Source organism: Intestinimonas sp. UBA1698 (assembly GCF_002320075.1).
In the GTDB taxonomy this organism is placed as follows: Bacteria; Bacillota; Clostridia; order Oscillospirales; family Oscillospiraceae; genus Intestinimonas; species Intestinimonas massiliensis.
Map to the genome: position 1 here is coordinate 1 of NZ_DCJO01000005.1, position 23,676 is coordinate 23,676.

Sequence of the window (23,676 nt, forward strand, 5' to 3'; positions counted from 1 at the left end):
TGTGACCTCCCGCACGTCAAGCGGATGCTCATACCAGCTGAGCTAATCGTCCGAAGTGCAAAAATCATTATAGCGGATTGGTAAGGGCTTGTCAAGGCTTTTTTCACAAGAGGGTGGTCAACCGGCGTGAAAGCTGGTATACTGGGAAAAATGACGTAAAAGTGAGGGATGACTGTGAGGACGCGCGTCTGGAGCCGTTGGGAGCTGGACCCACGCCTGCCGGAGGCGGCCACGGAGCTCCGCATGACCGAATTTCCGGCGGCGGGGGAAGAAAGCGAGTGGAGTGTGCTCCTGCTGCCCGGCGGGGCCTATCGGATGACGGCTCCCCGGGAGGGGGCACCGGTGGCTGCCGCCTTTGCGGCGGCCGGAATCCACGCCTGGGTGCTGGACTACAGTGTGGCGCCCAACTGCTGGCCCCAGCCCTTTCTGGAGGCTGGGGCGGCTTTGGCGCGCATCCGGAGAGGACGGGGCGGCCGGGTGGCGGTGTGCGGCTTTTCCGCCGGAGGCCATCTGGCAGGCTGTCTGGCCAACCTCTGGGGCAGTCCTGTGCTGGAGGAGCGCCTGGGCCTGCGCCCGGCGGAGGCCCGACCGGACGCGGTCATCCTCGGCTACCCGGTCGTCACCGCCGGGGCGTTCGGGGCTGCAGACTGCTTCCGCACGTTGACAGGAGCGGACGACATGGCGGAGATACCGCCGGAGCTCTCGCTGGAGAACAGCGTGACCGCCGGAAATCCCCCCGCGTTTCTTTGGTGTACCGGGACCGATGACCGGGTTCCGGCGGAAAACACCCTGCTCTATGTGGCGGCGCTGCGTCGGGCGGGGGTCCCCTTTGAACTGCACCTCTACCCCGACGGCCCTCACGCCATGGCCCTGGCCGACCGGCGGACGCAGGGGCGGCCGGAGCAGCAGGACCCCCATGTGGCCACCTGGTTCCCCCTGTGCCTGGAGTGGCTGAAAGGACTGTGAAGGAAATGAAAACGGCATTGATTACCGGCGGCAGCCGGGGCATAGGCGCCGCCACGGCCCGGACGCTTGCCCGGGCGGGCTACGCGGTAGCCATCAACTATCACCACTCCCGACGGGAGGCAGAGGACCTGGCGGCGGAGCTGGCGGCGGAGGGCCGCCCAGCTCTGGCGGTGCAGGCCGACGTCTCCGACCCGGAGCAGGTCCGGCGTATGGTTGACAATGTGTTGGATAAATTTTGTCAACTTGACATTTTGGTATGCAACGCAGGGGTGGCCTCCCAGGGACTTTTGTGTGAAACAAGTGATGCAGATTGGCGCAGGCTGATGGGAGTGGACCTGGACGGAGTATTCTATTGCTGCCGGGCAGTCTACCGCCATATGGTGGCGCGCAAGACGGGGCGCATTGTCACCGTCTCTTCCATGTGGGGGCGCTCCGGGGCCTCCTGTGAGGCGGCCTATTCCGCCGCCAAAGCGGGCGTCATAGGGCTAACCAAGGCCCTGGCCCGGGAGTTGGGGCCCTCCGGCATCACGGTGAACTGCGTGGCGCCGGGGGTCATTGACACCGACATGAATGCCCATCTGCCTCCCGGGGACCTGGCCGTTTTGGCGGAGGAGACCCCTTTGGGCCGCCTCGGCGCCCCGGAGGAGGTGGCACGGGCAGTGCTGTTCTTGGCCTCCGAGGGGGCGGATTTTATTACCGGACAGGTGCTGGGCGTGGACGGCGGCTTTCTGATCTGACCGGAAATGAAGGACGGAAGGGCAACTTTGTCATTTCTGCTTGAAATATTCTGTGCGGAAAAGGCCTTTTGGCGGAAACGACGGTTGACAATTTTAGAAGGGGAGCTTATAATTGTCAACAATCCCAAAGGAGGTAGTATGAAATGAAGAAGTTCCGTGTTTTGTCTCTTGCTCTCGTGGCTGCCATGTGCTTCTCCCTGCTGGCCGGCTGCGGCGGCGGTAGCTCCGCCAGCCCCTCGCCGTCCGCCTCGGCTCCCGCGGCGTCTCAGCCTGCCGAGACCGGCTCCACCGGCGAGAGCGGTGAGATCACCATCGCCCTGATCACCAACACCACCGGCGACTATGCCCAGTATGGCATTCCGGTCCATAACGGCGCCAAGCTGTACATTGATCAGCTCAACGCCAACGGCGGCATCAACGGCAAGACCATCAAGGTCCTGGAGTATGATGACAAGGCCGACGGCATCGAGACCGTCAACGCCTTCAACCTGGCCATGGACAACGGCATCACCGCCGTCATCGGCTCCGTGCTCACCGGCGCCACCATCGCCCTGGCCGATGCCACCTACGAGGTCAACATGCCCCAGATCACCGCCTCCGCCACCGCGGCCGGCGTGACCATGATCGACCCCGAGGACGAAAACAGCGAGATCCGCACCAACGTGTTCCGCTCCTGCTTCATCGACCCCTTCCAGGGCGAGAAGATGGCTGACTACGCCTACAACAAGCTGGGCGCCAGGACCGCGGGCATCCTCTTCGAGACCGGCAACGACTACTCTGAGGGCCTGAAGGACGCCTTTGTGGAGAAGGCCGCCGAGCTGGGCCTGGAGGTGGTGGCCACCGAGGCCTTTGCCACCGGTGACAAGGATTACAAGGCCCAGATGACCAACATCGCCTCCAAGAACCCCGACGTGGTGTTCTGCCCCATTTACTACGGTGAGGCCGGCCTGGCCATCACCCAGGGCCGTCAGGCTGGGATCACCGCCACCTTCCTGGGCGGCGACGGCTTCGGCGGCATCAGGGACTACGCTTCTCCCGAGGATCTGGAGGGCACCGTCTACTGCTCCGGCTACGCCCCCGGTACCGAGTCCGTGGCTCAGTTCGAGGCCGACTACCAGGCCACCTATGGCGAGCCTGTGCCCAACATGTTTGCCCCTCTGGCCTATGACGCCGCCATGCTGATGTGCAATGCCCTGAAGTCCGCTGAGGACGCCGGCCTCACCGCCGGTACCGACGAGTATAAACAGGCCGTCATTGACGCTCTGGCCGCCAACGACGGCACGGAGGGCATCACCGGCTCCTACACCTTCGATCCGTACAACAATCCCATCAAGTCCGCCGCCATGATCCAGCTCCAGGGCGGCGAGGAGAAATTCACCGAGCTGTACTAAGCCCGACGCAAGCCACTGCAGTGCGGGGGGAAGTGCTCCTTCCCCCCGCATTGTCCTTGCATACGGGACAGGCAACACGGACGTCCAATGGGCGTCTCCACGGTGTCCGGACCGTGGGGGCGGCCACTGGCCGTCCGTATCAAAGGTCTCAGCCGGGGCCGGACCAGGCCCCGCCGTCTGAAGAGAAAGAAAGGACGTGACGCACGGATGTCCCTCGTGATCGCCCAAATCATCAACGGGCTCCAGACCGGCTCCATCTTTGCGCTGGTGGCCCTGGGCTACAGCATGGTGTACGGCATCATCCTGCTGCTCAACTTTGCCCACGGCGACATCATTATGGTAGGCGCCTACATGACCTTCTACGCCATTACCACCTTCCACCTCCACCCGCTGCTGTCGGTGGTGTTGGCAGTGGTGGTAAGCACCCTGCTGGGCGTGGTCATCGAGAAGGTAGCCTACACCCCCCTGCGCTCCGCTCCCCGTCTCAGCCTCCTCATTACCGCCATTGGCATCTCCTTCCTGCTGGAAAACGGGGCCCAGCTCATTTTTGGAGCCGACTCCAAGAGCATGGACCCCATGGTCACCGGCAACCTGAGCGTGGGCGGCATTAGTATCAGCTATGCGGCCCTGATCACCATCCTGGTCTCGGTGGCGGCCATGCTTCTGCTCACCTTCCTGGTGCAGGGGACCAAGCTGGGCAAGGCCATGCGGGCCGTGTCCGAGGATATGGGCGCCGCCCAGCTCATGGGCATCAACATCAATAAGACCATCTCCTTCACCTTTGCCGTGGGGTCCGCGCTGGCGGGCATCGGCTCGGTGCTGTACATGTGCGCCTATCCCCAGGCCAGCCCCACCATGGGCTCCATGCTGGGCCTGAAGGCCTTCGTGGCCGCCGTGCTGGGCGGCATCGGCTCCATTCCCGGGGCGGTCATCGGCGGCTTCGCCATCGGCATGGCCGAGGCGCTGGTCTCCGCCGCGGGACTGTCCGTGTGGAAGGACGGCGTGGTTTTTGCCATCCTGATCGTGGTCCTGCTGGTCAAGCCCACGGGCATCCTGGGCCGGCCCATCACGGAAAAGGTTTGAGGAGGTGGGCGACATGAAACAAAAACGCATTTCCATGCCCGTCCGCTATGGGATCAACCTGGTGCTGACTATCGCCCTGTGGGCGGTGCTCTTCGGTCTGATCCGGAGCGGGTCCATCACCAATTACTGGTCCGGCATCCTCGTCACCGTGGGCATCAACATCATTTTGGCCGTCTCCCTGAACATGGCCACCGGCTATCTGGGCCAGCTTCCCCTGGGCCACGCCGGCTTTATGGCGGTGGGCGCCTACACCGGCGGCATCTTTCTCAAGTCCACCCCCGTGGACGAGCTGCTCAAGACGGGCAATACCGCCGGCTGCCTGCCCTATATCGTCGCCGCTCTGCTGCTGTCCGGTATCATGGCGGGTATCTTCGGCCTCATCATCGGCATCCCCGCCCTGCGGCTGAAGGGCGACTATCTGGCCATCATCACCCTGGGCTTCGGCGAGATCATCCGGGTGGTCCTGACCAACATCGACTCGGTGCTGGGCTTCAAGTTTACCTACGGCGCCGCCGGCCTCAAGCGCATCCCCAAGATCTCCAGCTTCACGCTGGTGTTCCTCTGCGTGGCTCTTACCTGCCTGATCATCCACATGGTGATGAAATCCCGCCACGGCCGGGCCATCCTGTCCATCCGGGAGAATGAGATCGCCGCCGAGTCCTGCGGCGTCAACACCACCTATTACAAGGTCATGGCCTTCGTTCTGTCCGCCTTCTTCGCGGGCATCGCCGGCTGCCTGTACGCCGGGTATCTGGGCTCCCTGTACCCCTCTACCTTTAAATTTATGAAGTCCATCGAGATCCTGGTCATGGTGGTGCTGGGCGGCATGGGCTCCATGCTGGGCTCCGTCCTGTCGGCCACGGTGCTTACCATTCTGCCTGAGCTGCTGCGCTCGGTGGCGGACTACCGGATGGTGGCCTACTCCCTGCTGCTGGTGCTGATGATGATCTTCCGCCCCAAGGGCCTCATGGGCACCTATGACTTCTCCCTGTCCCGCATCTTGGAGAAGCTGATGAACGGCGGGACCAGAACGGGAAAGGAGGGGGCTCAGAAATGAGTGCAGCCGCCAATCGACGCATACCCGAGGCCAAGCTGGTGCCGGTGCCCAACCCCAACATCATCCCAGAGCGGGACGTGGACAAGAGCCCCATCCTCGAGTGCCGCCACCTGGGCATCGACTTCGGCGGCCTGACCGCCGTCAACGACTTCAACATGGCCATCGGCCGCACCGAGATCGCCGGCCTGATCGGCCCCAACGGCGCGGGCAAGACCACGGTATTCAATCTGCTGACCAAGGTCTACCACCCCACCCGGGGCACCATCCTGCTGGACGGCCACGACACCGCCGGTCTGAACACCATCCAGGTCAATAAGCTGGGCATCGCCCGCACCTTCCAGAACATCCGCCTGTTCAAGAGCCTGAGCGTGCTGGACAACGTGCTCATCGGCCTGCACAATGAGATGGACTACCGCCTGCCGGCGGCCATCCTCCGTCTGCCGGGCTACTGGCGGGGGGAGAAGATTGCCCGGGAGCGGGCCATGGAGCTGCTGAGCATCTTTGACATGCAGGACCTGGCCGGCCACGAGGCGGGCAGCCTGCCTTACGGCGCCCAGCGGCGGCTGGAGATCGTCCGGGCCCTGGGCACCAACCCGTCCCTGCTGCTGCTAGACGAGCCGGCGGCGGGCATGAATCCCTCCGAGACCAGTGAGCTGATGGACAACATCGTCAAGATCCGGGATACCTTCCAGATCGCCATCATGCTCATCGAGCACGACATGAGCCTGGTCATGGGCATCTGCGAGGGCATCTGCGTGCTTAACTTCGGTCAGGTCATTGCCAAGGGTACCGCCGAGGACATCCAGAACAACCCAGAGGTCATCAAGGCCTACCTGGGCAGCAACAAGGAGGGATGACGCCATGATGCTCAATGTGGAAACCATCAACGTGTACTACGGCGCCATCCACGCCATTAAGGACGTGTCCTTCCACGTGGAGGAGGGGGAGATCGTCACCCTCATCGGCGCCAACGGCGCGGGCAAGTCCACCATCCTCAAGACCATCTCCGGCCTGCTCCACACCAAGACCGGCGGGATGGAATTTCTGGGCAGGCCCCTGGCGGGGATCAAGCCCCACAAGATCGTGGAGATGGGCCTGGCCCATGTGCCCGAGGGGCGCCGGGTGTTCACCCAGATGTCGGTGGAGGAGAACCTGGAGATGGGCGGCTACACCCGGCCCAAGAGTGAGCTGGACGAGAGCATGGAAGTGGTGTACCAGCGCTTCCCCCGCCTGAAGGAGCGGCGCAGACAGGTGGCCGGCACGCTGTCCGGCGGCGAGCAGCAGATGCTGGCCATGGGCCGGGCCATCATGTCCAAGCCCAAGCTGCTGATGCTGGACGAGCCCTCCATGGGTCTGGCCCCCATCCTGGTGGACGAGATCTTCGACATCGTCAAGACCCTCCACGCGGGCGGCACCACCATCCTGCTGGTAGAACAGAACGCACAGATGGCCCTGTCGGTGGCCGACCGGGGCTACGTGCTGGAGACGGGACGCATCGTCACCTCCGGCACCGGCGCCGAGCTCCTGGCCGACGAGGCGGTCAAAAAAGCATACCTGGGCGGCTGACGCCCGTTCGACAGTCCGGCGGGCCGCAGGCCGCCGGACTGTTTGTCTTTGGAGAGGAAGAAAATCCCATGCCCAATTACTTTGCACATCTGACCTTTGGCGCCAGGGTCCTGGCCCACCTCCCGGAGGACCTCCGGACCTCGCTGGAGGGGGAGCGGGCGGCCTTTGATCTGGGCTGCCTGGGCCCCGACCCTCTGTTTTTCTACCATCCTGCCACCGGCAACCCGGCTCGGCGGGAGGGGCTGAAGATGCACAAACGCTCCGCCCTGCCCGCCTTCCGGCGGCTGCGGGCGGCGGTGGAGGAGTGCGTGCCCATGAGCCGGGGCTACGCCGCCGGATTTTTGTGCCATTTGGCGCTGGACAGCGCCTGCCACCCCTATGTGGAGGCCCGGGCCGCCCGGGGGGAGCTGGCCCACCTGGCCATGGAGGCGGAGTTTGACCGGCTGCTGATGGAGCGGGCCGGACTGGACGCCCGGCGGGCGCATTTGCCGCCCCCCGCCGGGGAGGCGGTCTGCAAGGCCGCGGCGCTGGCCTATGGTACGGCGGGACCGGCGGAGTTCCGAAAGGGCTATCTGGCCATGCGGCGGGACACGGCGCTGCTGGCCCGAGTGAGCGGTACCCGGGCCGGTCGGGCGGCCGGCCGGCTGTGTGGGCGCCTCCCAGTCCTGGCGGGGGCCAGAGGAATGATCCTGGAGGCCGTCCCCGCTCCGGCCAGCGCCGAGAGCAGCCGAGTTCTGGGGACGCTGCTGGAGCGGGCGGTCCCGGTGGCGGCAGAACAGATCGGCCGTTTCTTTGCCGCAGTGGAGGAGGGCGCCCCCCTGGACCCCTGGCTGGACCGGGACTTCGGCGGCATGGCCTACCGGAAGACGGAAGCGGCGCCCCAGTCGGCCCCCGCTTGGTAAGGTGAGGGGAGGAGAGAAGCGGATGACATCCCGGTTTGCAGCGGCCGCCGACAGCGCGGCCCTGCTGGAGATTCTGGCGCTCCAGGGGGTTAAGACGGTCTAAGGCGGGGTCACGGTGCCCAACGAGAAGAGCGGGGGGCTCCACCAGGCCATGGGATTCCGGCGGCTGGGGACCTACCGCAGCACAGACTTCCCGTGCGACTGGCGGCGCGATGTGGCCTGGTTTGAGAAGAACATCGCCCCTTATGCCCCCCCCCGCCCCATCGGTTCGGTCCCGGCGGAGCGTCTGGAGGCCATCCTGAAAAAAGCATGAACATGCGCCCGCCCGGTTGAAAGCCGGGCGGGCGCATGTTTTTCTATCCGGGAAGCGCTTCCAGAGCCTCCAGCAGGAAGGTAACGGGCCGGATGCCGTCGGTACAGCATACCACGCTCACCCCGTCCCGCTTCTGCCAGGGGGTAAAGGTGGCCCCGGCGGAGAGGGCCGAGACGCTCCGGTAGACGTCGATCCAGGCCCAGGGGCAGAAGCCCTCCGGCATCTCCGCTCCGCCGGTGTAGAGGAAGGTGTCGCCCTCCTCATAGAAATCGCAGGGCTGAATCCCGTCGGTGAGGTGCTCCTCCGCGAAATCCTCATAGAGCTGTTTGCGGAGCACGGTGATTTTCACATTCTTCATTCCATCCGTTCCTTTCTCCCGGCGGGGGCCGGGTCCGTTTGAAATTCCGTCATGGTGTTCCAGTAGCGCTTGGGCATGTGGGTCATGCGGCATTTGGGATTGCGGCGCTCCTCGATGGCGATGGTATCGTAGAACCGCCGCCACAGCCGCCGGTAGTCCAGCTCGGCCTGGTCGGGGGCGGCCACCTCGAACCGGTCCAGGGGGACGATGGCCCACCGCCCGGGCTGGTAGAAGAGAGCCTCCCGGTGGGTGCGGTCGTAGATGACGAAGCGCTCCCCGGAGTACCGGGCGCAGAAGTGGGGCCGCAGCAGGGGGAGGACCCGGTTTTTGGGCTCGATTTCGGCCACCAGGGCCCCCTCCTGCTGGGAGAAGCGGACAAAGCCGCGCAGCAGGTGGACCTCCCCATTCAGGTGGAGCAGGGCGGTGCGCAGGGCGGCCACCCGGGGATCGGTCAGGTCCCGTACCGCCGCCGGGCCCACGCTGTAGCCCAGCCGGATAAAGTCGTAAAGCCGCCGTTCCTTCTCCGGCATGCAGGTGAGAAAGCCGCGGACCACCCAGCGCTGGGCCTCCAGGCAGATGCGCCGGGCCAGGGAGCGGTAGACCCGCTCGGCGTGCTCCCGGCAGGTCTCCACCGCTCGGTCGGGCCACAGGGTGAGGCGGGGGTCCTCCGCCATGGCGAAGCAGACGGGCAGCTCCCTGCGGACGTAGCTCTCGTAGACGCAGCAGAGGAATCCGGCAAAGCTGCCGTCGTAGGTATACTGAAACTGGGGCCATTGGGACATGGGGCACCTCCTAACCGGTGGGGTCAAACAGGGAGAGCTGCTCCGGGGCGGGGCCTGCCAGGGCGGGCTGCTCCAGCGCCACCAGACGGCGCAGGACGCCGTCCGGGCGCACCCGGCTGAGGCCGGGGAGCATCCGTCCGGAGCAGGTGAGGAAATACTGAGCCCGCTTGAGGACCACGCCCAGCCGCTTGAGTCCCTCGAAGGTGAGGGGCCCCACCCGCCGGGCGGTGAGGATGCGCCGGGCTGAGCGGACGCCGATGCCCGGGACCCGGAGCAGAATCTCATAATCGGCCCGGTTGACCTCCACCGGAAACTGCTCCAGGTGGTTGAGGGCCCAGGAGCATTTGGGGTCCACCCGGGGGTCGAAGTCGGGGTGAGCCTCGTCCAGCAGCTCGGCGGCGGTGAAGTGGTAGTAGCGCAGGAGCCAGTCCGCCTGGTAGAGCCGGTGCTCCCGCAGCAGGGGCGGCTGAAAATCCCGCCGGGCGGGGAGAAGGGCGCTGTCCGACACCGGCAGATAGGCCGAGTAAAAGACCCGCTTGAGCCGGTATTTCTGGTAGAGGGCCTCGGTGAGGCGGAGGATGTGCAGGTCGGTCTCCGGGGTGGCGCCGATGATCATCTGGGTGGACTGGCCCGCCGGGGCGAATCGGGGGGCGCCCCGGTACTGTTTGAGCTCCTGGCTGGAGCGGGCCACCCCGTCCCGGATCTGCCGCATGGGGGACAGGATGGCGTCCCTCTTCTTGTCCGGGGCCAGCAGGGCCAGGCTCTGCTCCGAGGGCAGCTCGATGTTGACGGAGAGCCGGTCGGCCAGCAGGCCCAGCCGCCAGGTCAGCAGCGGGTCCGCCCCGGGGATGGCCTTGGCGTGGATGTACCCGGCGAAGCCGTAGTCCTGCCGGACGATACGCAGAGTCTCGATCATGCGCTCGGTGGTGTAGTCCGGGTTTTTCAGCACGGCGGAGGAGAGGAACAGCCCCTCGATGTAGTTGCGGCGGTAGAACTGAATGGTGAGCTCGGCCAGCTCCCGGGGGGTGAAGGCGGCCCGGGGCACGTCGCTGGATCGGCGGTTGACGCAGTACTGGCAGTCGTAGACGCACACGTTGGTCAGCAGGACCTTGAAAAGGGTGACACAGCGGCCGTCGGCGGAAAAGGAGTGGCAGCACCCTGCCAGCACCGTGGAGCCCAACCGCCCCGGCCGCCCGGCCCGGTCCAGGCCGCTGGAGGTGCAGGCGGCGTCATATTTGGCCGCATCGGTGAGAATGGTCAGCTTGTCCAGCAGCTCCACGGGCTGCGCCCCCTCCAAATAGAACATTTGTACCATTATTATAACTCGAACAGGCGTTTTGTCAAGAGGGAAAAAATGGAGTGCCGGAGGGCGGCCCCGCACTGCGGGGCCGCCCTCCGGCATGTGGGAAAGCGTGGCATGGGGAAGGGAAGGAGGAGGCGGGGTCAAAGGGAAATGACAGTGCCGGTTCGGCCGGCAATGCCGTCCTTGGCTTTTTCCAGCAGTGTGATGAGCGCGGTGCGCCCAGGTTTGGACTCGGCAAACTGGACGGCGGCCTGCACCTTGGGAAGCATGGAGCCGGGGGCGAAGTGCCCCTCGCCCATATAGATCCGGGCCTGGTCGGGAGTCAGGCGGTCCAGCCACTTCTGTTCCGGTTTGCCAAAATGCACCGCCACCTTTTCCACGGCGGTGAGGATGATGAGGCAGTCGGCGTCCAACTGCTGGGCCAGAGTGCAGGAGGCGAAATCCTTGTCGATGACGGCGGCCGCGCCCTTCAAATGGTGTCCCCCGGTCTTAAAAACGGGGATGCCGCCGCCGCCGCAGGCCACCACCACCAGGCCGGCCTCCACCATGTCCCGGATGGACTCGATTTCCACGATGGACTGGGGCCGGGGGGAGGCCACCACCCGGCGGTAGCCCCGGCCGGCGTCCTCGATGACGTCATAGCCCCGCTCGGCCACCATGCGCTCGGCCTCCTCCCGGGTCATAAAGGCCCCGATGGGCTTGGTGGGGTGCCGGAAGGCGGGGTCGTCCGGGTCCACCTCCACCTGGGTCAGCACCGTGGCCACCCCCTTGGAGATGCCCCGGTCCAGCATTTCCTCCCGCAGGCCGTTTTGCAGATCATAGCCGATGTAGCCCTGGCTCATGGCTACGCAGACAGACAGAGGACAGGGAATATACTTGTCAGGGTCAGAGCGGGTCAGCTCGGTCATGGCCTTCTGGATCATCCCCACCTGAGGTCCGTTTCCGTGGGCGATGACCACCTGGTGCCCCTCCTGGATGAGGTCCACGATGGCCCGGGCGGTCTGCTTTACGGCGACCATCTGCTCCGGCAGGTTGCTGCCCAGCGCGTTGCCGCCCAAGGCGATAACGATTCGTTTACCCATATTTCGATAATACCTCCTGTATTGCAGTAAAAACAGACATGACCCGCCCCGGCGCGGTGGAGGGAGGGGCGGGTCATGGATGGAGCAAGAGAAAATTACTTCTGGAACCAGCGGGCGGCGGCGCGCTCTTCCAGGGCCTTCAGGGTGGCCTGGGGGTCCTTTACCTTGGCTAGGAAGATCATGGCCGCGATGACGTAGGGCTTGAAGCTGGCCTCCTGATACAGGGGGGTGCGGTAGCGGTCAAAGACGCTGGCCTCCACCTCGCCGTCCACGCAGGACACGCCGTTGATGTCGGCGGGCAGGCAGTGCAGGTACAGGGCCTTGCCATCCTTGGTGGTCTTCATCAGCTCCTCGGTGCAGCACCAGTCCTTGTGCTGGGCATTTTGGGCCAGAAGCTCCTGCTCCAGGGCCTGGATGCCCGCGCTGTCGCCCTGGGCGTACAGGTCGGTGCGCTTCTCCATGGCGGCGAAGGGGGCCCAGCTCTTGGGGTAGACGATGTCGGCGCCGGCAAAGGCCTCGGCCATGGAGTTGGTCTTGGTGAAGGTGCCGCCGGTCTTGGCGGCGTTGGCCCGGGCCACCGCCTCCACCTCGGGCATGACCTCATACCCCTCGGGGTGGGCCAGCACCACGTCCATGCCGAAGCGGGTCATCAGGCCGATGACGCCCTGGGGCACGCTGAGGGGCTTGCCATAGCTGGGGGAGTAGGCCCAGGTCATGGCTACCTTTTTGCCCTTCAGATTCTCCACGCCGCCGAACGTATGGATGATGTGCAGCATGTCGGCCATGCATTGGGTGGGGTGGTCGATGTCGCACTGGAGGTTCACCAGGGTGGGCTTCTGCTCCAGAACCCCGTCCCGGTGGCCCTCGGTGACGGCGTCCACCACGTCGTGCATGTATTGGTTGCCCTTGCCGATATACATGTCGTCCCGGATGCCGATGACGTCGGCCATGAAGGAGATCATGTTGGCCGTCTCGCGGACGGTCTCGCCGTGGGCGATCTGGCTCTTGCCCTCGTCCAGGTCCTGGACCTCCAGACCCAGCAGGTTGCAGGCGCTGGCAAAGGAGAAACGGGTGCGGGTGGAGTTGTCCCGGAACAGGGAGATGCCCAGACCGGAGTCGAACACCTTGGTGGAGATGTTGTGCTCGCGCATATAGCGCAGGGCGTCGGCCACGGTAAACACGGCTTCCAGCTCGTCGTCGGACTTCTCCCAGGTCAGGAAGAAGTCGCCCTCGTACATCTCCTGGAAGTTGAGCTTGTTGAGCTTGTCAATATACATCTGAAGGGTCTGATCCATAATGGCATTCTCCTTTATTCTTTGTTTAGCGGATGTCGTTGTCGGTGAGGGTGGCGCGGAACTGGGTTGCGTCGCCGGTCTTGTTCTCCTCTTTGTAGAGGCCGGGCACAGCGGCGTACAGGGCGGCGCAGGTCACCAGGTCCTGCTTCCAGGTGATCTCGTTGGGGGCGTGAGCCTGGCTTTCGGCGCCGGGGCCGAAGCCCACGCAGGGAATGCCGTACCGGCCCTGGATGGCCACGCCGTTGGTGGAGAAGGTCCACTTGTCGGTGAGGGGGCGGCCGGCGCGCAGGTGCATGGCGTCCCGGGCGGGATCGGCGTCGGCATGGCCGATGCGCTCCGCGCCGAACAGGGCGTGGTGGGCGTCGGCCAGGGCCTGGACATGGGCGGCGCTGGCCTTGTTGATCCAGGTGGGGAAGTAGCACTCGGTCTCATATACCTCGCCAGTCCAGGAGGGCCGGTCGTACATATACATGGACACGGATACGTCCTGGCCATACTTCTTCACGCTGGGCAGGTCCCGGATCTCCTGGAGACAGGAGTCCCAGGTCTCGCCGGCGGTCATGCGGCGGTCGATGGAGATGGCGCAGGAGTCGGCCACGGCGCAGCGGCTGGGAGAGGTGTAAAAAATCTGAGAGGTGGTGCAGGTGCCCCGGCCCAGGAAGCGGGCGTCCTCGTAGTGCTCGGGGTTGTACTTGGGGTCCAGCATTTTTACCAGGCCCTTGATCTCCACGGTGTCGTCGGCGGGGTTTTCGTTGAGGGCGCGGACATCCTGGAGAATGTCGGCCATCTTGTAGATGGCGTTGTCGCCCCGCTCGGGGGCGGAGCCGTGGCAGGACACGCCCTTCACGTCCACCCGGATCTCCATGCGGCCCCGGTGGCCGCGGTAGATGCCGCCGTCGGTGGGCTCGGTGGAGATGACGAATTCCACCTGCTCCTTCTGGATGCGGTTGGCGGGGAAGAACTGGTTGACGATGTACTGCCAGCACATGCCGTCGCAGTCCTCCTCCTGCACGGAGCCCACCACCATGATCCGGTAGCCGGCGGGGATGAGGCCCAGATCCTTCATGATCTTGGCGCCGTAAACGGCGGAGGCCATGCCGCCCTCCTGGTCGGAGCCGCCGCGGCCGTAGATCACCGCGTCGTCCTCGTAGCCCTCGTAGGGGTCGTGGGTCCAGTTGCCGCGGTTGCCGACGCCCACGGTGTCGATGTGGGAGTCGATGGCGATGATCTTGTCGCCTTCGCCCATCCAGCCGATGACGTTGCCCAGGCCGTCCACTTCCACCTTGTCGTAGCCCAGCTTCTCCATCTCGGATCGGATGCAGGCCACGACCTCCTTCTCCTCGCAGCTCTCGCTGGGATGGGAGATCATGGCGCGGAGGAAACGGTTCATGTCGGCGCTGTAGCCTGCGGCAGCCGCCTTGATTTTCTCAAAGTCCATTTGAAAGCCCTCCATTGATCGTATCAATTTTAATTGTACCACAGATTTATACGGTGGGGTACTCCCCATCCCAGAGCACTTTGCGGAATTTCATGGGGTCGGTGTTGCCCTCGGTGGAGAACAGCAGCACCTGGCTGAAGCGGTCCAGCCCGATGACGTCCCGCAGGTCCCGGTACTCGTCGGTCTCCATCAGAGCGGCGATGAGACCCATGCCCACCGCACCGGACTCGCCGGAGATGACCACCGGGTCCCCCTTCACCGGTACGCCCAGCATCCGCATCCCCCGTGCGCTGACCCAGTCGGGGCAGGAGACAAAGGCGGTGGTGTGGTTGCGCAGGATGTCCCAGGACAGGGTGTTGGGCTCGCCGCAGGCCAACCCGGCCATGATGGTCTGGAGATCGCCCTCCACGATCCGGGGTGCTCCGTCCCCGGCCAGGGCCCCCCGGTAGAGGCAGTCGGCCGCCCGGGCCTCCATCACCACGAACTTGGGAGGATCGTTGGGAAAAAGGTTGGTGTAGTATCCGATGACCGCGCCGGCCAGGGACCCGACTCCCGCCTGGACGAACACGTGGGTGGGCCGGTTGATTCCCATCTGCCGGAGCTGGTCGGCACTCTCGCTGGCCATGGTGCCGTAACCCTGCATGATCCAGGAGGGGATCTCCTCGTAGCCGTCCCAGGCGGTATCCTGCACGATGACGCCGTGCTCGGTCCCCGCGGCCTCTGCGGCGGCCATGCGCACGCACGCGTCGTAGTTGACCGCCTCGATGGTGACGGCGGCGCCCTCGCGGGCGATGTTGTCGAACCGGGCCCGGGAGCTGCCCTTGGGCATATGTACCACGGCCTTCTGCCCCAGCTTGTTGGCCGCCCAGGCCACGCCCCGGCCGTGGTTGCCGTCGGTGGCGGTGAAGAAGGTGGCCTGGCCGAACGCCTGCTTCAGCCGGTCGCTGGTCAGGTAGTCATAGGTCATCTCGGACACGTCCCGGCCCATCTGCTGGGCGATGTAGCGGGCCATGGCGAAGGAGCCGCCCAGCACCTTGAAGGCGTTCAGACCAAACCGGAAGGATTCGTCCTTTACAAACAGCCCGGCCAGCCCCAGGTAGCGGGCCATGCCGTCCAGCCGGGCCAGGGGGGTCACGCTGTACTGGGGAAAGCTGCTGTGGAAAAACCGCGCCTTGGCCACATTGGCCAGGGACATGATCTCCAACTGCCGGTCCCCGCTGGGTGGCATATGGTTGTCGGTCCACCGGATCTGCTCTCTCATGCCGTCGTCTCCTCCCAATCATCATGAGACCTAAAAAATTTTCTGGTTCGTTCTGGCCCTATCATAACACGCCTGCGCCGCAAGTCAAGGGGTGAACTAAAAAATTTTTGTTACACCAAAAAGTTTTTTAGATTTTTGGCAATTTTGACGGATGTTCTTTCCTTGCCTTTGTGTATTTTCGGTGTTAAGCTAGAAGCAACGGAAGCATACGTCCGGACAAAAGGAGGGCCCGACATGTTCACCTTTACGGTAAACGGCAAATCGGTATCCACAGACAAAGAGGAAAAGCTCATCACCTTTTTGCGGGAGGAGCTGCTGCTCACCTCGGTGAAGAACGGCTGTTCCGAGGGCGCGTGCGGCACCTGCACCATCCTCATCGACGGCAAAGCCACAAAGGCCTGTGTCCAGAAGACCTCCAAAATGGAGGGCAGGAGCGTCGTCACCTGCGAGGGCCTCACCGAGCGGGAGAAGGACGTGTACGCCTATGCCTTCACCCACTGCGGCGCGGTCCAGTGCGGCTTCTGCACCCCCGGTATGGTCATGAGCGCCAAGGGCCTGATCGACGCCAGCCCGGACCCCAGCCGGGAGGAGGTCCGCTTCGCCCTGCGCAACAATATCTGCCGCTGCACCGGCTACAAGAAGATCGAGGACGCCGTGCTCCTGGCCGCCCGGATCTTCCGGGAGGGGGAGGCCGTCCCCCACGAGGACTTCTCCGGCCGGGTGGGGGAGAACCTGCCCCGGGTGGACGCTCCGGCCAAGGCTCTGGGCGTGGCCGAGTACACCGACGACATCCACCTGCCGGGCATGCTCCACGGCGGAGCGGTACGCTCGGAGTACCCCAGAGCCATCGTCAAGTCCATTGACACGGCCGAGGCCAGGGCCCTGCCGGGGGTACGGGCGGTGCTCACCGCCGCCGAGCTGCCCGGCCAGGTCAAGGTGGGCCACCTCAAGCGGGACCAGTGGGTGCTGGTGCCGGTGGGGGAGGAGGTCCACTTCTGCGGGGACCCCATCGTCCTCATCGCCGCCGACACGCCCGAGCTCCTCAACCAGGCCCGGGCCCTGGTGAGGATCGAATACGAGGTGCTCCAGCCGGTGCTCTCCATCCAGGAGGCCATGGCCCCCGGCGCTCCGCAGATCCAGCCCGACGGCAATCTGCTCACCCACGAGCATCTGGTTCGCGGCAACGCCGAGGAGAAGCTGAGGCAGTCCAAATATGTGGTGACCCGGAAATACCACACCCCTCCCACCGAGCACGCCTTTCTGGAGCCGGAGTGCGCCGTGGCCGCGCCGGAGAAGGGCGGGGTGGTGATCTGGTCCGCCGACCAGGGCATCTACCAGACCAAGCGGGAGTGCGCCGACGCCACCGGCCTCAACCCCGACCTGGTGCGGGTGGCGGCCAAGTCCGTGGGCGGGGGCTTCGGCGGCAAGGAGGACATGTCCGTCCAGCACCACGCCGCCATCCTGGCCCTGCTGACCCAGCGGCCGGTCAAGGTCTGCTGGAGCCGCAAGGAGTCCATGCTCTGCCACCCCAAGCGCCACGGCTTTGAGATGGAGATCACCACCGGCTGCGACGAAAACGGCATTCTGACCGCCATGAAGGCCGTCCTGCTCACCGATACGGGAGCCTTCGCCTCCCTGGGCGGACCGGTGCTCCAGCGGGCCTGCACCCACGCCGCCGGGCCCTATAACTACCAGGACATCGACATCGACGGCAAGGCCTACTACACCAACAATCCCCCCTGCGGAGCCTTCCGGGGCTTCGGCGTCACCCAGAGCGTCTTTGCCGCCGAGTGCAACCTGAACCTGCTGGCCGAGCAGGTGGGCATCTCCCCCTTTGAGATCCGCTACCGCAACGCCATCCGACCCGGTCAGACCCTCCCCAACGGACAGATCGCCGACGCGGGCACCGCCCTGGTGGAGACGCTAGACGCCGTGCGGCCCTACTACGAGGCCAACCCCAAGGCGGGCATCGCCTGCGCCATGAAGAATTCCGGCCTGGGCGTGGGCATCCCCGACACCGGCCGCTGTACCCTCCACGTGGAGAAGGGCGCGGTCCATATCCGCACCTCCGCCGCCTGCATCGGCCAGGGCATGGGCACCGTCACCTGCCAGATCGTCTGCGAGACCACCGGCCTGCCCCCGGAGCAGGTGGTGTGGGATGCCCCCGACACCTCCATCGCCCCCAACTCGGGCAACACCACCGCCTCCCGGCAGACCCTGTTTACCGGTGAGGCCACCCGCCGCGCCGCCGTGGAGCTCAGCGCCGCTCTGGCCGGAGGGCGCACTCTGGCCGACGTGGAGGGAGTGGACTTCCACGCCGAATACACCGGCATCACCGACAAGCTGGGCTCCCCCAAGGAGCACCCCGTCAGCCACATCGCCTATGGCTACGCCACCCATCTGGTGGAGCTGGACGCCGAGGGGAAGGTGGCGCGGGTGATCGCCGCCCACGACGTGGGCCGGGCAGTCAACCCGGTCAGCGTGGAGGGCCAGATCGAAGGGGGCGTGGTCATGAGCCTGGGCTACTCCCTCACCGAGGATTTTCCGCTGGAGAACGGCCGCCCCAAGGCGGTGTACGCCTCCCTGGGCCTTTTCCGGGCCAACCAGACTCCACCGGTGCAGGCGGTCATCGTGGAGAAGAACCACGACCCGCTGGCCTGCGGCGCCAAGGGCATCGGGGAGATCTGCTCCATCCCCACCCCGCCGGCGGTACAGCTTGCCTATTACCATTACGACGGGAACTTCCGCACCGCCCTCCCCCTGGAGGACACCCCCTACCGCAAAAAGAAGGCGTGAGAAACGGGCCTCTCCCAAGCTTGGGAGAGGCCCGGCAGCCTGTCAAAAAAGCCACGCTTTTGCGGAAACCTTTCGATGGACCGGTGGAAGATAGCTTCCAGCTTTCCTTTTTATGTTCCCTTTGTCAACTATAACTTTACACTAGCCAGAATGAAATAGTCTAAATCCTCAGTAAGATTAATGCATTCAGGCTATATCATTCAAAAAGAAACGGTAAAACGGTGAGGGAAAGCTTGGCTGCAAGCTTGGCTGCAAGCTTGGCTGCGGGGGAAGTTTCACTTGTGAAGAAGCGGTTAAAAGGTATATAGTAAAAGTAATTGAAATAAAAAATATGTCAGGGAGGGCAAAACCAGACATGGAAGAAAAACGGGAAGAGCTGTTCACACAGCTCTGGGAGGCTCAGGATGAGGCCTACGACCTGATGTGTGAGTATGATTCGCTGCCTTACCACTACGGCGAGAACATCCTTTACCAGGCCGAGGGCCATATCATCGACCTCATTGCCGTCTATCCCGGTATCACCATTACCGATTTAGGAAATATCTTGAAGAAGACGGCCAGCGCCTGCTCACAGATCGTACGGAGGTTGAAGGAAAAAGGCTGGGCGGAGCAGACCCGAAATCGGGACAACAACCGGCAGTTCAACCTGAAGCTGACTGAGAGCGGCATGAAGGTCTATGAGGACCACCAGAAGTTTAGCCATTTTTGTCAGAAGGAGACTTATGAGCTGCTGATTGATTTGACCGACGAGGAGCTGGAGCATCACGTAAAGGTGCAGCGGCGGCCCAACCAGGCATATCAGGGAGACGTGCGACGGAGTCGGGAGAAATTTCTCACGGTGGAGGAAAAATAGAGTTTGATGAAAGGCAGAAATAGGGTATACTGCAATATTAAGCAGTTGAACCATAAAATGGACATATTTGGAATCTAACAAAGCCATCCAAACGAAGGACGGCAAAAAGGCCGGACAGCTTTTGCTGTCTGGCCTTTTGTTTTTTCGAGATATTTATTCCCAATTTGCTATACAAATTCTACAAAATCAAAAAAAGCTTTTTGGCGAAAGTACAGAAACTGTCAAAATGTCACAAAAACTGACTTGATGTTTTAGTGTTTTGTGGTATTATGATCATACTTTAAAATTTAGCATCTTAACTATAAATGAGCTGAAGCATAACGGAGGGCTAGCCCTTCGTTATGGGACGCTGTAGCGTCCCATAACAATACCTGTCAAAACGTGAAATAAAAGTGGGCCCGCTTTTATTGATATTGAACGAGGAACCAAAGGAGGAAACCCAATATGGCAAGTAGTGGAGGATCCACCAAACAACTCAAGCAGGTGCTGGGCTTCTGGGACCTGATGGGTGCGTCGATTGGTCAGATCATTGGAGCCGGTATTATGACTTTGCTGGGCTCCGCCCTCGCGATGACGGGCCGTTCTGTTCCCCTGGCTTTGGGTGTCGCAGCCCTTATCACCATTGCTCAGTTCCTGCCCATGCTGTTCATTTCTGGCACGGTCCGTCTCCGAGGCGGTCGTTATACTATGGTGGCCATGCTGGCCGGCGAGAAGCTGGCGGGTGCCTACAGTATCATCTATATCTTCTCAAACCTGTCTCTTTCCATGTACGCTCTGTCGTTCGCCAGCTATTTTGTGTCACTATTCGGTATAGGCAACGAGAAAATCATCGCCCTGGTCCTGCTGACCCTGTTCATGGTTCTAAACTGCCTAGGTATCGACAAGTTCGCCAAGGTGCAGAACATTATTGTGGCCTGCCTGATTATCGCCCTGGGTCTGTTCGCTGCAGTGGGTGTAACCAAGATTGCTCCGGGCTATTTCGCGCCCGAGACCTTTATGACCGACGGCATGCTGGGTCTGCTCCAGGCTGGCGGCCTGCTCTCCTTCGCCACCGGCGGTGCCACCTGCATCATCGACCTGTCTGCCGAGGCGAAGAACCCCACCCGTGACATCCCCCTGGTCATCATAACCTCCACCCTGGCGGTTGCCGCCCTGTATGCCGTGATTGGCGTGGTAGCTGGCGGCGTCCTGCCACTGCAGCAGGTGGCCGGTCAGAACCTGTCCCTAGTGGCCAAGACCATCCTGGCCAAGCCCCTGTACGTGTTCTTCATGGTGTGCGGCGCTGGCTTCGCTCTGGTCTCCACCCTGAACTCTCAGATGGCCTGGGCCCCCAAGCCCACCATGCAGGCCTGCGACGACGGCTGGCTCCCCGCCGGTCTGGCCAAGCTGAACAAGCACAATTCCCCCGTCATTATCTTGGGCGTCCTCTATGTCATCGCCTTCATCTGCATCAGTACCGGACTGAGCGTCTCCGTGCTGGGCAACATGTGCTTGGTCGCCGGCAACGCCACCATCCTGATGATTTGCGCCTTCACCTGGAAGCTGCCCAAGGTCTGCCCCGAGTATTGGGCTGATTCCAAGTTCAAGTGCAGCGACGGTATGCTGAAGCTGGTCTCAGTCATCGGCACTCTCGGTTGCGCCTTCAACATCTGGCTCAACTTCACCCGCCTAAGCCGTACCCTTCAGATCATTAACTTGGTGGTCATTTTCGTCGCCCTAGTCTTCGGTGCGGTCCGCAGTAAGCACGCCCACATGGAGATTAGCTACGAAAAAGCTTGATTTTCCGAAGAAAACCGTAAAACTGTTTGAAAGGACTTGGGGAATCCCCCTAAAACAGTGGAGGGTCGGCCGTCCAACCGGCCCTCCACTTCCCCTGTCTGGAAATCTCAGGCCGGACTCGGTTTGATGCTTGGAGAAGGACAAACGAGGCAAAACCGGCAACACACAAGGAGGGCGTTTCCCTTGGATATCGTAAAACTGTTGATCGTCTTTGCCATCATCATCGTGGTGATGTGGCTGAAAAAGCCGCTGCTGGTGGCGGTAGCGGTGGCCACTGTCGGTACCATCCTCATTTATCAATTGCCCCTAAACGCGGCCTGGGCAGCCATTGGAAAGGGAGCCACCGGCTGGAGTACCATTGAGGCGCTGTTGGTGTTCTACGCCATCACCTTCCTCCAAAGAATGATGGAGAAGCGCAAGAACCTAAGTAACTGTCAGGTGGCCCTCAACGGGATATTCAACAATCGGCGCATCAACACTTCGGTGGCCCCCTTCTTGCTGGGCTGTCTCCCTGCGGCCAGCACCGTGCTCATCTGTGGTCCTATCGTCCGGGACAGCGTGGGAGATTACCTGTCCACCCCGGAGAAGGCTGCTGTTACCTCTTACTTCCGGCACATTTCCGAGAGCTTCCTTCCTACATATACCACGATCTTCATTGCTGTGGGACTCACCAACGGCGCGGTGACGGTCAGCAGTTTTGTACTGGCCATGCTGCCTATGGTGGCGGCCCTATTTATCACTGGATATGTGGTTTATCTGCGGCGGATACCCAAGGATACTGATCTAATCCCCGACAAGCCCAAGAGCTATTACTGGAAGCTGCTGGCCAAGAGCATCTGGGCCATCGTGCTAGCCATTGTTATCATCCTGATTTTTAAGCTGCCGGTAGAGGTGGCGGTGCTCATCTGCATCATCATCAATATTTTTGCCAACAAATTTAGCTTTGCCGAACTTAGACCCTTCTTCCGCACTGCCTTTGAGGGAAAGCTCATCCTCAGTACCTGGCTGGTGATGATCTTCAAGGAGGTTCTGGCGGCGACTGGTGTCATCGCCAAGCTGCCGGAGTTCTTTGCTACCTTGCCTATCCCTACCTTCCTGGTCTTTGCCCTTATCTTTTTCTTCGGTTCCATCGTGGCGGGCAGTCAGGCCATCATCGTGTTGGCCATGCCCATGGCGATGGCTTCCCTCAACGGCGGACCGGCCCTGGCATTATTCATCCTACTCATGTGCATGAACTACGTGGCCATGCAGATCTCTCCGGTTCACATCTGCCTAACCCTCTGTGCCGAGGACTACAACGTGCCGCTGGGCTCCATGGCTATGAAGACCATGCCCATGGTCGCCGTCTTTACCATCCTTGCCTTCGCCTATTATTTCCTTCTGTCCGCCTTCGGTTTATGACATAAAGAAATCTTGTATAGTTGCCGTTAAGGTAACATAACCCACTTAATAGTAAAGGCACTAAATAGTGTAATACAAGAAATAGAAAGGAACGAGCATCATGAAATACGATTTCACTTCCATCATGGACCGCCATGGAAAAGACTCCATCGCTGTGGACAACATCCCTATCCCCGGCGTTGAGGTCAAAGAGGGCTTTGATAAGATCCCCATGTGGGTGGCCGACATGAACTTCCCAACTGTCCCTACCATCCCAGAGACCATTATCGAACGTACCAAGCACCCCGCTTTCGGCTATTTTCGTCCAACCGACGAGTACTATGACTCCATCATTAAGTGGCATGAGACCCGCAATGGGGTCACAGGCCTGACTAAGGAGTGCGTTGGCTATGAGAACGGCGTGCTGGGTGGTGTCATCAGCGCCCTGAACGTATTCTGCTCTAAGGGTGACAACGTGTTGCTCCACTCCCCGACCTACATCGGTTTTACAGGCTGCATTACGAACAACGGCTACCACATCGTCCACTCTCTCCTGAAGCGGGACGAGCAGGGCATTTGGCGCATGGATTTTGAGGACATGGAGAAGAAGATTGTGGAGAACAAGATCCACGCTACCATCTTTTGTTCCCCCCACAATCCCTGCGGTCGTGTCTGGGAGAAGTGGGAAGTGGAGAAGGCCATGGAGATCTACAAGAAGCATGACGTATATGTCATATCCGATGAAATCTGGTCTGATTTGATCCTGGATGGCTATAGGCATGTGCCTACCCAGAGCGTGTCTGAAGACGCCCGGCAGCGTACCGTAGCTATCTACGCTCCCTCCAAGACGTTCAACCTGGCTGGTCTGGTGGGCTCCTACCGCATCGTCTACAACAAGTGGATCCGAGAGCGCATAGAAAAAGAGACCTCTCTGTCCCATTACAACTCCATGAATGTGCTGTCGATGCATGCCCTTATCGGGGCCTATAAGCCTGAAGGTTACAAGTGGGTGGACGAGCTGTGTCAGGTTCTGACCGAAAACGTGGATTATGCCTACGATTACATCACCAGACACTTTGAGGGTGTGGCAGTGTCCAAGCCTCAGGGCACCTATATGCTATACTTAGACTGCACCAAATGGTGTGAGGCCCACGGCAAGACCATCGACGAGCTTCAGAAGGCCGGCGTAGCTGTGGGTGTCATCTGGCAGGATGGCCGCCCCTTCCATGGCCCCAACTCCATTCGGATGAATCTGGCCCTGCCCCTCAGCCGCGTCCAGGAGGCATTTGACCGGCTGGACAAGTATGTGTTCAACGCCTGTGATCCCCTGTGAT

General features: G+C 62.2%; 21 protein-coding genes. 14 read left to right on the top strand and 7 right to left on the bottom strand.

The window, feature by feature from the left end; translation table 11 throughout:
* Positions 1-174 precede the first annotated feature (174 nt).
* The 9 genes from B3H64_RS01115 to B3H64_RS01155 all read left to right on the top strand — a co-directional run bounded on the left by B3H64_RS01115 (position 175) and on the right by B3H64_RS01155 (position 8,015).
* Entirely contained in the window at positions 175-966 is a 792-nt protein-coding gene (locus B3H64_RS01115; protein WP_286732150.1) for an alpha/beta hydrolase, read from the top strand.
* Positions 963-1,703, top strand: coding sequence for an elongation factor P 5-aminopentanone reductase (gene ymfI / locus B3H64_RS01120; protein ID WP_050619417.1), 741 nt, complete (start codon positions 963-965; stop codon positions 1,701-1,703). Before B3H64_RS01115 ends, ymfI begins: the two co-directional genes overlap by 4 nt.
* A 143-nt stretch (positions 1,704-1,846) precedes the next feature.
* The gene (locus B3H64_RS01125; RefSeq protein WP_050619416.1) at positions 1,847-3,094 is read left to right on the top strand and encodes an ABC transporter substrate-binding protein; all 1,248 of its coding nucleotides are present in this window, start codon (positions 1,847-1,849) and stop codon (positions 3,092-3,094) included.
* 207 nt (positions 3,095-3,301) lie between these two features.
* Positions 3,302-4,177, top strand: coding sequence for a branched-chain amino acid ABC transporter permease (locus B3H64_RS01130; protein ID WP_050619415.1), 876 nt, complete (start codon positions 3,302-3,304; stop codon positions 4,175-4,177).
* A gap of 13 nt (positions 4,178-4,190) precedes the next feature.
* A complete protein-coding gene (locus B3H64_RS01135; protein WP_286732161.1) occupies positions 4,191-5,234 on the top strand; it encodes a branched-chain amino acid ABC transporter permease in 1,044 nt (347 codons plus the stop codon).
* Entirely contained in the window at positions 5,231-6,091 is an 861-nt protein-coding gene (locus B3H64_RS01140) for an ABC transporter ATP-binding protein (protein WP_269190224.1), read from the top strand. The genes B3H64_RS01135 and B3H64_RS01140 overlap by 4 nt, the downstream gene beginning before the upstream one ends.
* Before the next feature lie 7 nt (positions 6,092-6,098).
* Positions 6,099-6,800: an ABC transporter ATP-binding protein gene (locus B3H64_RS01145; RefSeq protein WP_238075127.1), complete on the top strand. Its 702-nt coding sequence runs from the start codon at positions 6,099-6,101 to the stop codon at positions 6,798-6,800.
* 68 nt (positions 6,801-6,868) lie between these two features.
* Positions 6,869-7,702, top strand: coding sequence for a zinc dependent phospholipase C family protein (locus B3H64_RS01150; RefSeq protein ID WP_286732165.1), 834 nt, complete (start codon positions 6,869-6,871; stop codon positions 7,700-7,702).
* A gap of 115 nt (positions 7,703-7,817) precedes the next feature.
* Entirely contained in the window at positions 7,818-8,015 is a 198-nt protein-coding gene (locus B3H64_RS01155) for a hypothetical protein (RefSeq protein ID WP_286732166.1), read from the top strand.
* A 43-nt stretch (positions 8,016-8,058) separates the two neighbouring features.
* Here B3H64_RS01155 and B3H64_RS01160 read toward each other — a convergent pair whose 3' ends face one another.
* The 7 genes from B3H64_RS01160 to dpaL all read right to left on the bottom strand — a co-directional run bounded on the left by B3H64_RS01160 (position 8,059) and on the right by dpaL (position 15,534).
* The gene (locus B3H64_RS01160; RefSeq protein WP_238075113.1) at positions 8,059-8,373 is read right to left on the bottom strand and encodes a TIGR04076 family protein; all 315 of its coding nucleotides are present in this window, start codon (positions 8,371-8,373) and stop codon (positions 8,059-8,061) included.
* A complete protein-coding gene (locus tag B3H64_RS01165; protein WP_286732167.1) occupies positions 8,370-9,155 on the bottom strand; it encodes a TIGR03915 family putative DNA repair protein in 786 nt (261 codons plus the stop codon). Before B3H64_RS01165 ends, B3H64_RS01160 begins: the two co-directional genes overlap by 4 nt.
* Before the next feature lie 10 nt (positions 9,156-9,165).
* Entirely contained in the window at positions 9,166-10,434 is a 1,269-nt protein-coding gene (locus B3H64_RS01170) for a putative DNA modification/repair radical SAM protein (RefSeq protein WP_286732296.1), read from the bottom strand.
* A gap of 164 nt (positions 10,435-10,598) precedes the next feature.
* Positions 10,599-11,540 (bottom strand): carbamate kinase, encoded by a 942-nt coding sequence (gene arcC / locus B3H64_RS01175; RefSeq protein ID WP_286732168.1) that lies wholly within the window; start codon positions 11,538-11,540, stop codon positions 10,599-10,601.
* A 95-nt stretch (positions 11,541-11,635) separates the two neighbouring features.
* Complete coding sequence (gene ygeW, locus B3H64_RS01180) at positions 11,636-12,835, bottom strand: knotted carbamoyltransferase YgeW (protein ID WP_286732171.1); 1,200 nt, start codon at positions 12,833-12,835, stop codon at positions 11,636-11,638.
* Positions 12,836-12,860: 25 nt separating this feature from the next.
* Positions 12,861-14,273, bottom strand: coding sequence for a YgeY family selenium metabolism-linked hydrolase (locus B3H64_RS01185; RefSeq protein ID WP_050619406.1), 1,413 nt, complete (start codon positions 14,271-14,273; stop codon positions 12,861-12,863).
* 46 nt (positions 14,274-14,319) lie between these two features.
* The gene (gene dpaL, locus B3H64_RS01190) at positions 14,320-15,534 is read right to left on the bottom strand and encodes a diaminopropionate ammonia-lyase (protein WP_050619405.1); all 1,215 of its coding nucleotides are present in this window, start codon (positions 15,532-15,534) and stop codon (positions 14,320-14,322) included.
* Positions 15,535-15,768: 234 nt separating this feature from the next.
* Between dpaL and xdh the strand changes: the two genes are divergently transcribed.
* The 5 genes from xdh to B3H64_RS01215 all read left to right on the top strand — a co-directional run bounded on the left by xdh (position 15,769) and on the right by B3H64_RS01215 (position 23,675).
* The gene (gene xdh / locus B3H64_RS01195) at positions 15,769-18,330 is read left to right on the top strand and encodes a selenium-dependent xanthine dehydrogenase (RefSeq protein WP_286732177.1); all 2,562 of its coding nucleotides are present in this window, start codon (positions 15,769-15,771) and stop codon (positions 18,328-18,330) included.
* 355 nt (positions 18,331-18,685) lie between these two features.
* Positions 18,686-19,183 carry a MarR family transcriptional regulator gene (locus tag B3H64_RS01200; protein WP_286732180.1) on the top strand — a complete coding sequence of 166 codons (498 nt, stop codon included), beginning with the start codon at positions 18,686-18,688 and terminating at the stop codon, positions 19,181-19,183.
* A 444-nt stretch (positions 19,184-19,627) separates the two neighbouring features.
* A complete protein-coding gene (locus B3H64_RS01205) occupies positions 19,628-20,962 on the top strand; it encodes an APC family permease (protein ID WP_286732183.1) in 1,335 nt (444 codons plus the stop codon).
* A 183-nt stretch (positions 20,963-21,145) separates the two neighbouring features.
* Positions 21,146-22,363 (top strand): DUF401 family protein, encoded by a 1,218-nt coding sequence (locus tag B3H64_RS01210; RefSeq protein ID WP_286732186.1) that lies wholly within the window; start codon positions 21,146-21,148, stop codon positions 22,361-22,363.
* Between the two features lie 100 nt (positions 22,364-22,463).
* On the top strand, positions 22,464-23,675 hold the full coding sequence (locus tag B3H64_RS01215; protein ID WP_286732188.1) for a MalY/PatB family protein: 1,212 nt from the start codon (positions 22,464-22,466) through the stop codon (positions 23,673-23,675).
* Position 23,676: the final 1 nt, after the last annotated feature.

Excerpts from the sequence above, each read along its gene's own strand:
- B3H64_RS01125 (WP_050619416.1), top strand. The coding sequence starts at position 1,847 with ATGAAGAAGTTCCGTGTTTTGTCTCTTGCTCTCGTGGCTGCCATGTGC.
- B3H64_RS01130 (WP_050619415.1), top strand. The coding sequence starts at position 3,302 with ATGTCCCTCGTGATCGCCCAAATCATCAACGGGCTCCAGACCGGCTCC.
- B3H64_RS01135 (WP_286732161.1), top strand. The coding sequence starts at position 4,191 with ATGAAACAAAAACGCATTTCCATGCCCGTCCGCTATGGGATCAACCTG.
- B3H64_RS01140 (WP_269190224.1), top strand. The coding sequence starts at position 5,231 with ATGAGTGCAGCCGCCAATCGACGCATACCCGAGGCCAAGCTGGTGCCG.
- B3H64_RS01145 (WP_238075127.1), top strand. The coding sequence starts at position 6,099 with ATGCTCAATGTGGAAACCATCAACGTGTACTACGGCGCCATCCACGCC.
- B3H64_RS01150 (WP_286732165.1), top strand. The coding sequence starts at position 6,869 with ATGCCCAATTACTTTGCACATCTGACCTTTGGCGCCAGGGTCCTGGCC.
- B3H64_RS01160 (WP_238075113.1), bottom strand. The coding sequence starts at position 8,373 with ATGAAGAATGTGAAAATCACCGTGCTCCGCAAACAGCTCTATGAGGAT.
- B3H64_RS01165 (WP_286732167.1), bottom strand. The coding sequence starts at position 9,155 with ATGTCCCAATGGCCCCAGTTTCAGTATACCTACGACGGCAGCTTTGCC.
- arcC (WP_286732168.1), bottom strand. The coding sequence starts at position 11,540 with ATGGGTAAACGAATCGTTATCGCCTTGGGCGGCAACGCGCTGGGCAGC.
- ygeW (WP_286732171.1), bottom strand. The coding sequence starts at position 12,835 with ATGGATCAGACCCTTCAGATGTATATTGACAAGCTCAACAAGCTCAAC.
- B3H64_RS01185 (WP_050619406.1), bottom strand. The coding sequence starts at position 14,273 with ATGGACTTTGAGAAAATCAAGGCGGCTGCCGCAGGCTACAGCGCCGAC.
- dpaL (WP_050619405.1), bottom strand. The coding sequence starts at position 15,534 with ATGAGAGAGCAGATCCGGTGGACCGACAACCATATGCCACCCAGCGGG.
- xdh (WP_286732177.1), top strand. The coding sequence starts at position 15,769 with ATGTTCACCTTTACGGTAAACGGCAAATCGGTATCCACAGACAAAGAG.
- B3H64_RS01200 (WP_286732180.1), top strand. The coding sequence starts at position 18,686 with ATGGAAGAAAAACGGGAAGAGCTGTTCACACAGCTCTGGGAGGCTCAG.
- B3H64_RS01205 (WP_286732183.1), top strand. The coding sequence starts at position 19,628 with ATGGCAAGTAGTGGAGGATCCACCAAACAACTCAAGCAGGTGCTGGGC.
- B3H64_RS01215 (WP_286732188.1), top strand. The coding sequence starts at position 22,464 with ATGAAATACGATTTCACTTCCATCATGGACCGCCATGGAAAAGACTCC.